The 12,795-nt window shown below is 46.1% G+C and carries 14 protein-coding genes; 5 read left to right on the forward strand and 9 right to left on the reverse strand.

What is annotated here, in order from left to right:
• Nucleotides 1-3 precede the first annotated feature (3 nt).
• Nucleotides 4-660 (reverse strand): ribonuclease T, encoded by a 657-nt coding sequence (gene rnt / locus CAG58_RS08095; protein WP_161425716.1) that lies wholly within the window; start codon nucleotides 658-660, stop codon nucleotides 4-6.
• A 205-nt stretch (nucleotides 661-865) separates the two neighbouring features.
• Here rnt and motY point away from each other — a divergent pair, with 205 nt between their 5' ends.
• Nucleotides 866-1,750: a flagellar protein MotY gene (gene motY / locus CAG58_RS08100; RefSeq protein WP_154168681.1), complete on the forward strand. Its 885-nt coding sequence runs from the start codon at nucleotides 866-868 to the stop codon at nucleotides 1,748-1,750.
• Nucleotides 1,751-1,855: 105 nt separating this feature from the next.
• On the opposite strand, the gene gloA is transcribed toward motY, so the two are convergent.
• Genes gloA through rsxA form a run of 8 tightly spaced genes read right to left on the reverse strand, consistent with a single transcriptional unit; the run spans nucleotide 1,856 to nucleotide 8,708 of the window.
• Nucleotides 1,856-2,272 carry a lactoylglutathione lyase gene (gene gloA / locus CAG58_RS08105; protein WP_072668601.1) on the reverse strand — a complete coding sequence of 139 codons (417 nt, stop codon included), beginning with the start codon at nucleotides 2,270-2,272 and terminating at the stop codon, nucleotides 1,856-1,858.
• A gap of 8 nt (nucleotides 2,273-2,280) precedes the next feature.
• On the reverse strand, nucleotides 2,281-2,922 hold the full coding sequence (nth, locus tag CAG58_RS08110) for an endonuclease III (protein WP_004395673.1): 642 nt from the start codon (nucleotides 2,920-2,922) through the stop codon (nucleotides 2,281-2,283).
• 23 nt (nucleotides 2,923-2,945) lie between these two features.
• Nucleotides 2,946-3,638, reverse strand: coding sequence for an electron transport complex subunit E (locus CAG58_RS08115; protein WP_004395672.1), 693 nt, complete (start codon nucleotides 3,636-3,638; stop codon nucleotides 2,946-2,948).
• A complete protein-coding gene (gene rsxG / locus CAG58_RS08120) occupies nucleotides 3,639-4,268 on the reverse strand; it encodes an electron transport complex subunit RsxG (protein ID WP_161425717.1) in 630 nt (209 codons plus the stop codon).
• Between the two features lie 8 nt (nucleotides 4,269-4,276).
• A complete protein-coding gene (gene rsxD, locus CAG58_RS08125; protein WP_158138126.1) occupies nucleotides 4,277-5,323 on the reverse strand; it encodes an electron transport complex subunit RsxD in 1,047 nt (348 codons plus the stop codon).
• Nucleotides 5,323-7,533, reverse strand: a complete 2,211-nt coding sequence (rsxC, locus tag CAG58_RS08130) for an electron transport complex subunit RsxC (protein WP_161439723.1) — start codon at nucleotides 7,531-7,533, stop codon at nucleotides 5,323-5,325. The genes rsxD and rsxC overlap by 1 nt, the downstream gene beginning before the upstream one ends.
• 8 nt (nucleotides 7,534-7,541) lie before the next feature.
• Nucleotides 7,542-8,129 (reverse strand): electron transport complex subunit RsxB, encoded by a 588-nt coding sequence (gene rsxB / locus CAG58_RS08135; RefSeq protein ID WP_004395668.1) that lies wholly within the window; start codon nucleotides 8,127-8,129, stop codon nucleotides 7,542-7,544.
• A complete protein-coding gene (rsxA, locus tag CAG58_RS08140; RefSeq protein WP_004395667.1) occupies nucleotides 8,130-8,708 on the reverse strand; it encodes an electron transport complex subunit RsxA in 579 nt (192 codons plus the stop codon).
• A 300-nt stretch (nucleotides 8,709-9,008) separates the two neighbouring features.
• Here rsxA and CAG58_RS08145 point away from each other — a divergent pair, with 300 nt between their 5' ends.
• From CAG58_RS08145 to CAG58_RS08160, 4 genes are all read left to right on the forward strand, one after another.
• Nucleotides 9,009-9,368: a hypothetical protein gene (locus tag CAG58_RS08145; RefSeq protein WP_161425719.1), complete on the forward strand. Its 360-nt coding sequence runs from the start codon at nucleotides 9,009-9,011 to the stop codon at nucleotides 9,366-9,368.
• A 61-nt stretch (nucleotides 9,369-9,429) separates the two neighbouring features.
• Nucleotides 9,430-11,541, forward strand: coding sequence for a protein-disulfide reductase DsbD family protein (locus CAG58_RS08150; RefSeq protein ID WP_161425720.1), 2,112 nt, complete (start codon nucleotides 9,430-9,432; stop codon nucleotides 11,539-11,541).
• Nucleotides 11,538-12,041, forward strand: a complete 504-nt coding sequence (locus CAG58_RS08155) for a protein disulfide oxidoreductase (RefSeq protein ID WP_161425721.1) — start codon at nucleotides 11,538-11,540, stop codon at nucleotides 12,039-12,041. The genes CAG58_RS08150 and CAG58_RS08155 overlap by 4 nt, the downstream gene beginning before the upstream one ends.
• Before the next feature lie 24 nt (nucleotides 12,042-12,065).
• A complete protein-coding gene (locus CAG58_RS08160) occupies nucleotides 12,066-12,782 on the forward strand; it encodes a DsbA family protein (RefSeq protein WP_158144096.1) in 717 nt (238 codons plus the stop codon).
• Nucleotides 12,783-12,795: the final 13 nt, after the last annotated feature.

Consider the following 12,795-nt stretch of genomic DNA (forward strand, 5'->3'; position numbering starts at 1 on the left):
CAATTAGTCAGTTGTGTTTGTTTGGGGAGCTAACGGCCAGCCACCCAGTGCTTTCCATTTATTAATAATTCCGCAAAATAGTGCTGCGGTTTGTTGAGTATCGTAAAGTGCGGAATGCGCTTCACGATTATCAAATTCCATCCCTGCGGCTTTGCAAGCCTTAGCTAACACAGTTTGTCCATAAGCTAACCCACTGAGTGCGGCAGTATCGAAAGTCGCGAAGGGGTGAAAAGGGACTCGTTTTAATTTACAACGTTCATTGGCTGCCATCACAAAACCGTGATCAAATGATGCGTTATGGGCAACGATGATCGCTCGGCTACAGTCTGCCGCCTTTTGTTCTTTACGCACCTGTTTATAAATTTCTTTTAGAGCATATTCTTCGGTGACTGCGCCTCGCAATACACTGAAGGGATCATGAATCCCATTAAATTCTAAAGCGGCTTTTTCAATATTTGCCCCTTCAAATGGCTCAATATGAAAATGAAGGGTTGAAGCAGGATGCAAATCTCCTTGTTCATCCATGCATAAGGTAATGGCGCAGATCTCAAGTAAGGCATCCGTTTGTGGATTAAATCCAGCGGTTTCAACATCAATAACTACTGGGAAATAGCCTCTAAAGCGTTTATTTAACGCAAATGCTTCATTAATAACAGTCATGTGAGCCTAAATTAAGTGACAAGAACAACATTATTACAGATTATCTGCTTGAGAAAAACCAAATCCCAGCAATAAAATCATCAAAAGCTTGTTGTTGTGGCGAGTTTTTTGCATGTTTTACGGACCCTTCACGCAGATTGCGTTATTTGCCTTCGTTGCGGCAAGTTATCGCCTTAGTGCTTATTATTGTGGTAAGAGACAGATTATGAATAAATGGCTAATGACAGGTCTTTATGTAGCAGGTTGTCTTGGCACTGTGAATGCATTCGCTTCTGGTAAGCAATACGTTGCCTCGCCACAGCAGTCTACTTGGCAAATGGTGGTCAATACACCATTAGAGTGCCAGTTAGTGCATCCCATTCCTAATTATGGCGATGCTGTTTTTACTTCTCATGCCAGCAAACAGATTAATCTTGATTTTGAACTAAAAATGCGCAGACCGATGGGTGAGACTCGTAACGTAAGTTTAGTCTCTATGCCGCCGAGGTGGCGTCCGGGCGAGCGTGCTGATCGCATCTCTAATATCCAGTTTTTTAAACAATTTGATGGTTATATTGGTGGTCAAACGGCTTGGGCACTCTTGAGTGAATTAGAACAAGGGCGTTATCCAACCTTTAGTTATCAAGATTGGCAAAGCCGTGATCAACGCATTGAAGTGATGCTCTCATCGGTACTGTTTCAGCCTCAGTACAACGTGTTTAGTGATTGTATCGCTAATCTTTTGCCATACAGTTTTGAAGATATCGCGTTCACTATTTTGCATTACGACCGAGGAAATAGCGTCGAGCTTAATAAAGCATCGCAGAAGCGTTTAGCACAAATCGCGGATTATATTCGATATAATCAAGATATAGATCTGGTATTAGTGGCGACTTACACCGATACCAGTGAAGGCCGCAATGAGAGTCAAAGTTTATCAGAGCGCCGTGCAGAATCGTTACAACGCTATTTTCGCACCTTAGGACTGCCAGAAGATCGTATTCAAGTTCAAGGTTATGGGCAACGTCGGCCGATTGCTGATAATGCATCGCCGATTGGACGAGATAAAAACCGCCGAGTGGTGATTTCGTTAGGGCGAACTCAGGTTTGATGGAACGCTGATAAAAACGCACAGACCGTCGTATTTCATCCCCTCAGAGACAACAAAACCGCTCACTAGAGCGGTTTTGTATATCGGCATTAAACGTTAAGCTGATTAGCCTTCAAGCCCAGCACTGGCTTGTTTGTTTTGGATCAGTTCAACCATATAACCATCCGGATCTTTAATAAAGGCGATATGTGTACTGCCACCTTTAACAGGACCGGGTTCACGGGTCACATTACCGCCTGCTGCTTTGATGGTGTCACAGGTTGTGTAGATATCATCGACACCAATCGCAATGTGTCCATAAGCGTTGCCCATCTCGTAGTCAGCGACTCCCCAGTTATAAGTGAGCTCGATGACCGCACCTTCAGATTCATCGCCATAACCTAAAAAGGCAAGGGTATATTTGTACTCGGTGTTTTCATTTTTACGCAGTAGTTTCATGCCCATGACTTGGGTATAAAATTCGATAGAACGATCTAAATCTCCAACACGTAGCATGGTATGAAGAATACGACTATTTGACATAATGACTCCTAGCTTTCTGGGTAGACTTTCTCTTTGTATTCACACAAGTCTTCAATAATGCAACTTCCGCAACGGGGTTTGCGTGCGATACAAGTATAACGACCATGAAGGATTAACCAATGGTGAACATCGACTTTGAATGCTTTGGGGACGACTTTAAGCAGTTTTTGCTCGACTTCATCGACATTCTTACCGATAGCAAACTTAGTCCGATTTGAGACGCGGAAAATATGCGTGTCAACGGCAATCGTTGGCCAACCAAAGGCGGTATTAAGAACCACGTTGGCGGTCTTTCGACCCACGCCGGGCAGTGACTCTAAAGCGGCTCGATCTTCTGGAATTTCGCCGCCGTACTGATCAAGCAGTATTCGGCAGGTCTTAATCACATTCTCGGCTTTAGAATTGAATAGTCCAATGGTTTTTATGTATTGCTTCACGCCATCGACACCTAAATCCCATATGGCTTGTGGGGTGTTGGCGACGGCGTAGAGTTTATCCGTGGCTTTATTGACACTCACATCGGTAGCTTGAGCCGATAGTAAAACGGCAATCAGCAGCTCAAATGGCGTATTCCAGTTGAGTTCAGTTTGTGGGTTAGGGTTGTTGGCTCTTAACCGCTCAAGGATTGCTAACCGCTTTGCGTTATTCATAATCAAATACCCAGTCAATCGAGTTATACATTGGTGACGCGCGCGCGCTCAATGGCCTGCTTTTCAGGCTTAGGTTGACGCTGAGCAATCTGCTTATCAATCACGTTTTTGGCGGCAATCAGAAAACCGACACCAATGAAAGCGCCTGGTGGTAGTAGTGCGAGTAGGAAACTATTGTCTAAATGCAGAAGATCGATACGCAGTATTGATGCCCAATCACCCAGTAGCAAATCAGCACCGTCGAATAAAGTACCATTACCCAGAATTTCTCGCAGAGCGCCTAAGACGACCAGAACGGCAGTCATGCCTAATCCCATCCAGAAGCCATCTTGAGCGGCAGGAAGCACTTGATTTTTTGAGGCGAATGCTTCGGCGCGACCAATAATGATGCAATTGGTGACAATCAAGGGAATAAAGATGCCTAAAGAGAGGTAAAGTCCGTAAGCATAGGCTTTCATTAGTAACTGCACACAAGTCACTAAAGCGGCAATGATCATTACAAAAATCGGGATCCGTACTTCTTTGGGAACATAATCGCGCACTAAAGAGACGGTCACATTCGAACCGACCAATACCAATAAGGTCGCTAGACCTAAACCAAGCGCGTTAGTGACGGTGGACGAGACGGCTAATAGCGGACACAGACCTAGCAACTGTACTAAAGCTGGGTTGTTATCCCATAAGCCATTTTTGATCAGTGTTTTATGGTCACTCATCTATTGTCCTCCACAGTTCAAGGGTTGATTAACGATCTGTTCGCGATGTAAATTCACATACTCGACCGTTTGTTTAACTGCTTTTACGACCGCTCTCGGCGTAATGGTCGCTCCGGTAAATTGATCAAATTGCCCACCATCTTTGCGTACTTGCCACTGTTTTTGATTGTCATCACTGACTTGACGGCCAGTAAAACTGAGTATCCAATCGCTGATCCGTAAATCAATTTTATCGCCAAGACCGGGGGTTTCTTGATGAGATAAAACACGTGTGCCGAGTATATTTCCTTGTTGATCAATACCAACAATGATTTTGATCGCTCCGCTATAGCCATCAGGTGCAATCGCCTCAATAGCCAATGCGGTGTGCTCTCCATTCAGAGTGGCCAGATAAACAGGCACGGCTTTTGAGCTACCGAGTAAGGGATCGCTTACTAGTGTGCATGCGGCTGACAGTTGATTATCATGCCATTCAGGTGGGATCACCTGATTTAACACTGATAATAATTGTGCAGTTTCTTGAGCTTTGATTTGGCTGGCGGTCAAATATTGGGTTAACGCGACGACACCAGTGGAAGCGCAAGCAAAGATAGCCAAAATTAACCCATTTTTACGGATGGCAGTAAACATAATGCTCCTTAATGCCCGTAAGTACGAGGTTTGGTGTAATAGTCGATTAAGGGGACACACATGTTGGCGAGTAATACCGCAAAGGCGACACCGTCAGGAAAGCCTCCCCAACTACGAATCATCACCACTAAACTCCCAATAAACAGGCCATAGATAATCCGGCCTTTATTGGTAGTAGAAGCGGTAACGGGATCGGTAGCAATAAAAAATGCCCCAAGCATCGTCGCCCCAGAAAGTAAATGAATAATCGGCGAAGCGGTCGTGCCCGGAGCCAGCAGCATCAACAGTAAACTAGAGACAATCACCCCAGAGAGAAAAGCGACCGGTATATGCCAATTAATCACCCGTAGCTTAATCAGTAATAAGCCGCCTGCTAGATAAGCGAGATTCACCCAATCCCAACCAATCCCCGCTAAACCACTGAATGGGGGTAAGGAAAGCGCTTGTGATAGTGTATTGCCAGCATGCAACGCCGTTTTTAAAGCATCCAATGGGGTCGCCATGGTCATGCCATCAATCCCTGTGCGGATCTGCTGTAGCGATAACCCATCTTGATTAAAGCCAGTAAAAATCAGTGATAAAGAATCAACAAACGACACGGATTCTGGGGCTAATTGATGTGGTGCCAACCAACTGGTCATTTGTACTGGAAATGAGATTAACAGGACAACATAAGCCACCATCGCTGGGTTAAATGGATTTTGACCGAGTCCGCCATACAAATGTTTACCGACCACAATGGCAAAAACTAAACCGATGATCACTATCCACCAAGGTGAGAGTGGGGGAATAGCAATAGCAAGCAACCAAGCGGTGACAAGGGCACTATAATCTCGTAAAGCTAAACGTGGTGAGCGTTTGCGCAGTAACATCACTATGGCTTCTAAACCTAAGGCAACGGTTATCGCCAGTATCAATTGGATTAATGTTCCCCAACCAAAAAAATAGCTTTGTGCAACCAATCCGGGCAGGGCACAAATCGCGACCCATTTCATCAACTCAGCGGTGCTGCGCTTGCTATGCGCGTGTGGCGAACTAGCAATAAAAAAGGCCACTATTTTTTCTCCTCAGCGTTATTGGCTTGGTGATTGGTTTGCAGGGCGGCTTTACGCGCTTTAGCGCGAGCAATAGCTGCGGCGACAGCGTCTTTTTTGTCATCATTGGGCGTAGAGGCTGTCGGTTTAGGCGCTGGGCTGGTTGCTGGAGACGAGTCAGCAGCAGAAGCCTCTTGCAGGGCGGCTTTACGCGCTTTAGCGCGAGCAATGGCTGCGGCAACGGCGTCTTTTTTGTCATCATTGGGCGCAGAGGCTATCGGTTTAGGCGCTGGGCTGGTTGCTGGAGACGAGTCATCAGTAGAAGCCTCTTGCAGGGCGGCTTTACGCGCTTTAGCGCGAGCAATGGCTGCGGCAACGGCGTCTTTTTTGTCATCATTGGGCGCAGAGGCTATCGGTTTAGGCGCTGGGCTGGTTGCTGGAGACGAGTCATCAGTAGAAGCCTCTTGCTGGGCGGCTTTACGTGCTTTAGCGCGAGCAATGGCTGCGGCGACGGTGTCTTTTTTATCATCATTGGGCGTAGACGCCGCAGGCGCAGGCGCAGGCGTTGGAGTCGAGGCTAAAGAGCCTTCTTCGACTGGCGACTCTACGGATTGTCTCGCTTCAGCTTGTTTGGCTTTCGCGCGGGCAATGGCAGCAGCAACCGCTGGTTTCACTGGTTTCTCATTACTATCCTCTTGCTGCTTTTGCGCTTTGACTCTCGCAATAGCGGCGGCGATCGCATCATCACTGCCACTATTTTGCATCTCTTTGCGGCGATCTTCGGCAGCTTGTTTAAAGCGCTGTTCTCGTTCGGCTTTATCACGCTCCATGCGGGCTTTTTTCTCTTCAAAGCGCTGCTTCGCACGCTCAGCCGCTTCGGCTTCACGTTTGCGGGTGCGAATTTCCGCTTTCGCTTGACGATAATATTGCACCAAAGGAATTTCACTTGGGCAAACATAAGCGCAAGCGCCACACTCAATGCAATCTTTTAGATTCAGCTCTTCGCATTTATCATATTCTTCAGCTTTGGCGTGCCATTGTAACTGCTGCGGGAGTAGCGACGCGGGGCAGGCGTCGGCACATAAACCACAGCGAATACAGGCCATTTCTGCTTGCGGTGCACTAATTTCTTTGCTGGTCGGCGCTAAGATGCAGTTGCTGGTTTTGGTAATTGGCACCTGAGCATGAGGTAGGGTAAAGCCCATCATCGGCCCGCCCATGATCAAACGCGGTAATTTTTTGTCGGCTTGGTAAGCAAACTTCTCTAGCAGATGCGCAACTGGCGTGCCGAGCAGCGTCCATACATTGGTTGGTTGTTTAAAGGTATTACCAGTTAAGGTAACCACACGTTGAATCAGGGGTTCGCCATCGATGACCGCACGTTTAATCGCATGTATTGAGCCGATATTTTGCATCATCAGACCAATATCCGCCGGAATGCCATTATTAGGCACCTCAAGGTTGGTCAAAATTTTGATCAACTGTTTTTCACCGCCAGAAGGATATTTAGTCGGGATCACTCGGATCAGCAAATCTTTTTCTTTTGCCGCTTGCTCTAATGCTTGGATGGCTTCTGGTTTGTTATCTTCAATGCCGATAATCGTCAGCTTAGGGCGCAATATATGCTCGACAATACTGATCCCTTGGATGATCTCGTCGGCATGGAAGCGCATCAGTGCATCATCGGCTGTAATGTAAGGCTCACATTCAGCCGCGTTAATGATCAATATTTCAGTACGTGATAGCCCAGTTTGAATTTTTTTTGCGGTTGGAAATCCCGCACCGCCCATTCCTGAAATGCCGGCGTTGCGGATGATTTCAATCAGTTGTTCGGCTGAATACTGAGTAAAATCGGTGATTGATTGGCGCTCTATCCACGATTCTTGACCATCTGGACGCAGCACAATGCACATTTCTGGCAATCCAGAAGGATGAGCGGTTGTGCGTGGTTCTATTGCGATGATTTCTCCAGACGTCGGCGCATGCACTGGCAGCATAAATGTTGTTGTATATTTGGTGAGCGCTTGACCTTTGAGCACCCGCTGCCCGACCTCAACCAGTAGATCGCCCGCTTTACCTATGTGCTGCTTTATTGGTAGAACAAGTTCATGAGCAATGGGAGCATGAGCGATAGCGGTTTGTGTTGATTGCTGTTTATTTTCAGGTGGATGAATGCCACCGGGGAAATCCCAAAGACGACCAGCTTGGATTTGTTCAATTAATGACAACATACCTATCCTTAATGCGCACTTTTTTGCGAATTAGACGCAGGTTCAACGATATTCACGACTGGGATAGCATTCATTTGCCATTTCCACGTTTCGGGAGTGGTCTCTAATGGGATCATCTCGATACAGTCAGTTGGGCAAGGGGCAACACACAAATCACAACCAGTACACTCGTCTTTTATTACGGTATGTAAGGCTTTGGTGCCTCCGACGATAGCATCGACAGGGCAAGCTTGGATGCACTTGGTACAGCCAATACACATATCTTCGTGAATAAAAGCAACGGTTTTGACCTTATTATCCAAATCATGGGCGGATTCTTGAACTTCAACACCCATTAAATCAGCTAACTTTTCAATCGTCGCTTGGCCACCTGGTGGGCATTTATTAATCGTATCACCATTGGCGATCGCTTCAGCATAAGGTCGACAGCCCGGATAGCCACATTGACCACATTGCGTTTGCGGTAAAATGGCATCGATTTGATCAACAATCGGATCGCCTTCGACTTTGAAGCGAACAGAAGCAAACCCCAAAATAGCCCCAAACACGGCAGCCAGTGCCGCCAGCGCAAGAATGGCGATCAGTAACGTACTCATTTATTTCACCAAACCGGTAAAGCCCATAAAGGCCAAAGACATTAAACCTGCGGTGATCATGGCAATGGAAGCACCTTTAAACGGAGCGGGAACATCGGCGACTTGAATGCGCTCACGCATCGCCGCAAAAAGAATTAGCACCAGAGAAAAGCCAACCGCTGCCCCAAAACCATAAATAATCGATTGGATAAAGTTATGATTTTCATTGATATTGAGCAGCGCTACGCCAAGCACTGCGCAGTTGGTGGTAATTAAGGGTAAGAAAATACCTAATAAACGGTATAAAGTGGGGCTGGTTTTATGAACGACCATCTCCGTAAACTGCACCACCACTGCAATCACCAAAATAAAACTCATGGTGCGCAAATACTCAATACCAAGTGGCGCGAGAATGTAACTTTCAACAAGATAGGCACATACAGAGGCAAGGGTTAGGACGAACGTCGTCGCTAACCCCATACCAATCGCAGTTTCGAGTTTTTTCGACACACCCATAAAAGGGCATAAGCCTAAGAATTTTACCAGTACAAAGTTGTTAACCAGAACAGTGCCGATTAACAGCAAAAAATAGTCGGTCATAGTGATCGTTGTCTTAAATTCCGAGCTGGGCATTATCCTGCTTTGCGCAGTCAATAACAACCGAGTAAAACAAAGGTTTTAGTATGTTGACTACAAAGTATACGTAATAATTGCGGTTAGAGAGTAAATCCTTTGATTGGCAACCTGATGCGAAGAGGAATTTGAAACATTAAGCTAAGATTGTGCTGAACTTTATTGATTGTGCTCGGTCATATTCGCCATAGGTTGTATCCCCTTCCTACCTGCAACTCCAAGTGGTTTGGGTAGAGTTTGTCGATTTACGTTACTCAGGATTGTTGATTGGATTATTTACGTCGCCCTCGTTACCGATTATTAGCCTTACTGTTGATCAGTTGGGTGATGGTGCTGTGTCTGGCGAAAAATAGCGGCGTGTTAAGTTTTTGCCCTGAGTCGTCCTCGGTGCTTGCTGAGCTGGTGTTGGCCGACAACGATACCTTGAGTGAGTCATGCCATTTAACAGAAAAACTGCTGAGTCATCATTTACAACAATTAGTGGAGCTATTTAGCCCATTATTGTGGTTAACGGTTGCGATCATCGTCAGTCAACGGCTGATGAGTCGTTTACCTTTTACCATTTTTCGCGAACCGAGAGTTCCCAAGCGGCGACCCCATCTTCAACTGTGTGTTTTCCATGAATAAAACCAGCATGTATTGGCATTAAAGCTACAAACCTGTTGGTGTTTATTAATAAGGAAAAACCATGTTCCCTGTATTTAGAATCTTCTTAACACGTTTAGTGCGTGTCTGTTTGTTATTAAGCTTATTTAGCTCGTTCTTGGCGCAGGCTGAAGTCGTTGCTACCGATTGGTTGACCGATGCTTATCATCCACCTGTTGCGGTACGTTTGGTGTTAACTGGCCAAAGCGATCCGCAAAGCGGAGAGGCTGCTGGTTATCTGGAGGTAAAGTTAGATAAGGGATGGAAAACCTATTGGCGATCTCCCGGAGAAGGCGGTGTTGCCCCAGAAATTGATTGGTCTGCATCTGAAAATGTGAGTGACTTTCAGTGGCATTGGCCGTTTCCTAGCCGTTTTTCGCTGCTCGGTATTGAAACGATCGGTTATCAAGATGATACGCTCTTTCCGATCACGCTTAAAATACAAGACTGGCAACAGCCAGTCCTGTTTAAGGCGCGCTTACGGCTCTCATCCTGTTCGACCGTTTGTGTGATCACTGACTATCCCGTTGAGCTGAGCTTTATTCCTGATCAGTTGATGCCTAGTAGTAATGAAGTGGCGCAATATGCACAGGCGATGAGTCGGGTACCGCAAAAAACGCAGCAATTATTGACATTAGGCGCTGTCTGGGATGAGGCTCAGCAACGTTTACAAATCACCGCACACAACCCACAAGGTTGGCAGCAGCCGGATCTCTTACTTGATGGTCAAAGTGATAAAGTCGCAGAAAGTAGCTTTACTCAACCACGAATTCAGGTTGATGGGCAAAACTTGACGGCGACATTTACTGTTTCTAGTTGGCTCGGTAAAGCGGATTTGAGTGGTGAATCCGTACAAGTTACTTTTGCTGATCAGTCGCTATTGGTTGAACAAACCGTGGCGATTGAATCTGGTCTGATTCAATCCACAACCTCAGGTTGGGGACTGGTGCTGATGTTTGCTAGTGCGTTACTGGGTGGTTTGATTTTAAATGTCATGCCGTGTGTGTTACCGGTATTAGGCATGAAGTTAACGTCAGTGTTGACCTTGGATAAACCACAGCGTCGTAGTGTCCGCTTGCAGTTTCTCACTTCGGCCGCAGGAATACTCAGTGCTTTTTGGTTGATAGCCATAGGATTATTGGCACTGAAATGGAGTGGTCAGGCAATAGGCTGGGGTATTCAATTTCAAAGTGCCAGCTTTATTGTCCTAATGCTGCTGATCACCACCTTATTTGGCGCCAATATGCTCGGCTTGTTCGAGTTACGTTTGCCAGTGAGTGCTTCGACATGGATGGCAACGCGCGGCTCCGATCAGCGTTATTTGGGTCATTATTTACAAGGCATGTTTGCAACCTTATTAGCAACGCCTTGTTCGGCGCCTTTTTTAGGCACGGCGGTCGCTTTCGCACTGGGCGCAGACACGCTCACCCTGTGGTTTATTTTTACCGGCTTGGGTATAGGTATGGCGCTACCTTGGTTATTGGTGGCACTGTTTCCTCAGCTTGCACTCCGGCTGCCGAAACCGGGTGCGTGGATGAACCGTATAAAAATCCTTTTTGGGTTGATGTTATTGGCTACCTCATTGTGGTTATTAACCCTACTCGCTGCCCATTGGCCGCTGTGGGCAATACTGCTTTATCTGTTATCTACTCTAGCACTGTGTGTTTGGCAAGGATGGAGACACTACGGCGCTCAGCGTATCGTTCTCTTCGTGCTCATTACCGTATTGTCTTTTGGCGCGGGTCTATGGCTGGCCAAACTCAGTACCACTCATGGACTCACTCAGCTTAGTGACGATTTACCCTGGCAGCCACTGGTAGCAGAGCAAATTACTCAGCATGTAGAGCAAGGTAAAGTGGTGTTGGTTGATATTACAGCTGACTGGTGCATTACTTGTAAGGTCAATAAAATGAACGTGTTATTACAAAATCCGGTGCATAAAGCTCTACAGCAAGAAGAGGTGGTTTTGATACGCGGCGATTGGACGCTGCCCAGTGAATCTGTCACTGCATTTTTACAAAGCCATGGCCGATTTGGCGTGCCGTTTAATGTAGTGTATGGCCCTCAAGCTCCACAAGGCATTGCTCTGCCTGTGTTATTAAGCGATCGTGCGGTGATGGATGCACTGCATGAAGCAAAAGGAGAAGCACGATGAAGAAAAAGCGCTTGTTACGTCTTGGACGTGAGTGGTTGATGGTTGGTTTGCTACTGATCGTCGTTTCTGTGGCTATCGATCAATGGCGTAGTCAACAGATGCCAGAGCGTAATCAATTCAGTTTACAGGCGGTGGATCTCCAAGGTCAGTCAATCGATATTCAAGTCATGAGTGCAGAGAAACCGATGGTGATCTATTTTTGGGCTAGTTGGTGCAATATATGTCGTTTTGTCACCCCAACAGTCAATTGGCTCAGTCAATACTACCCAACGTTAGGTATTGCGCTCTCTTCTGGTAGCGATGAGCAGATACGACGTTATTTGGCTTATCATGACATTGAATTTCCTCAGCTTAACGATCCTCGCAGTCAAATAGGACAGGATTGGCATATACGTTACACGCCAACAATCATGATAGTCCATCAAGGGCAAATTGAATTTATTACCAGCGGTTTAACAACCCCGTGGGGATTGTTGGCTCGTTTGTGGCTAGCAAGTTAGTCATTATTAAATAAAGGATAAAACATGAAAATTTACAGAATTGTGCTGATCGGCTTATTAGCCACCTTTTCACTGAGTAGTGCTGCTGCATTGACGGTAGAGCAAACCAAACAGTTGGCGGATATTGAACAAATTTTACAACGTAATCCGCAAGTGATTGACAATCTGCACAGCACGTTACGTATGTACGAGCAACAAGCCAATCGTTTTGAGCAGGTATTAAAGGATAATCAAGCCTATTTATACAACAACCCTGATCACCCGAGTTTTGGTGCTCAAGATCCTGAATTAACGCTGGTTTTTTTCACCGATTACAGCTGCCCGTGGTGTAAAAAACTCGATCCGGTATTGCATGAGTTGGTCAAACGTTACCCGGCGATCAAAGTGGTGAGTGTGCTGGTGCCGCTGAAAGAACTCGATAGTCCAGTTAATTCGGCCAGCTATGCATTAAACCTATGGCAGACGGATCAACAAAAATTTACTCAAGCAGATGAATTGTTGGTCAAAAAACCGGGCGCGCATAATCCACAGTCGTTACTGCAAGTGGCTCAAAAAACCGACACTAGCCAAGCGCTGAATGTACAGGAAAAAACGCAACAACAACTGGCGAAAAACTATCAGTTATTTAGTGAATTAGGGCTAAACGGTACGCCGGCGCTGTTAATTGGCCAGCAAATTATTCCCGGCTATCTACCGCTAGATAAGTTAGCGCCATTAATTCGTGAAAAACTTGCGAAATAATTTTTCACTATTC

The sequence above is a fragment of the Vibrio sp. V31_P5A7T61 genome, from assembly GCF_009904895.1.
GTDB lineage: Bacteria > Pseudomonadota > Gammaproteobacteria > Enterobacterales > Vibrionaceae > Vibrio > Vibrio metschnikovii.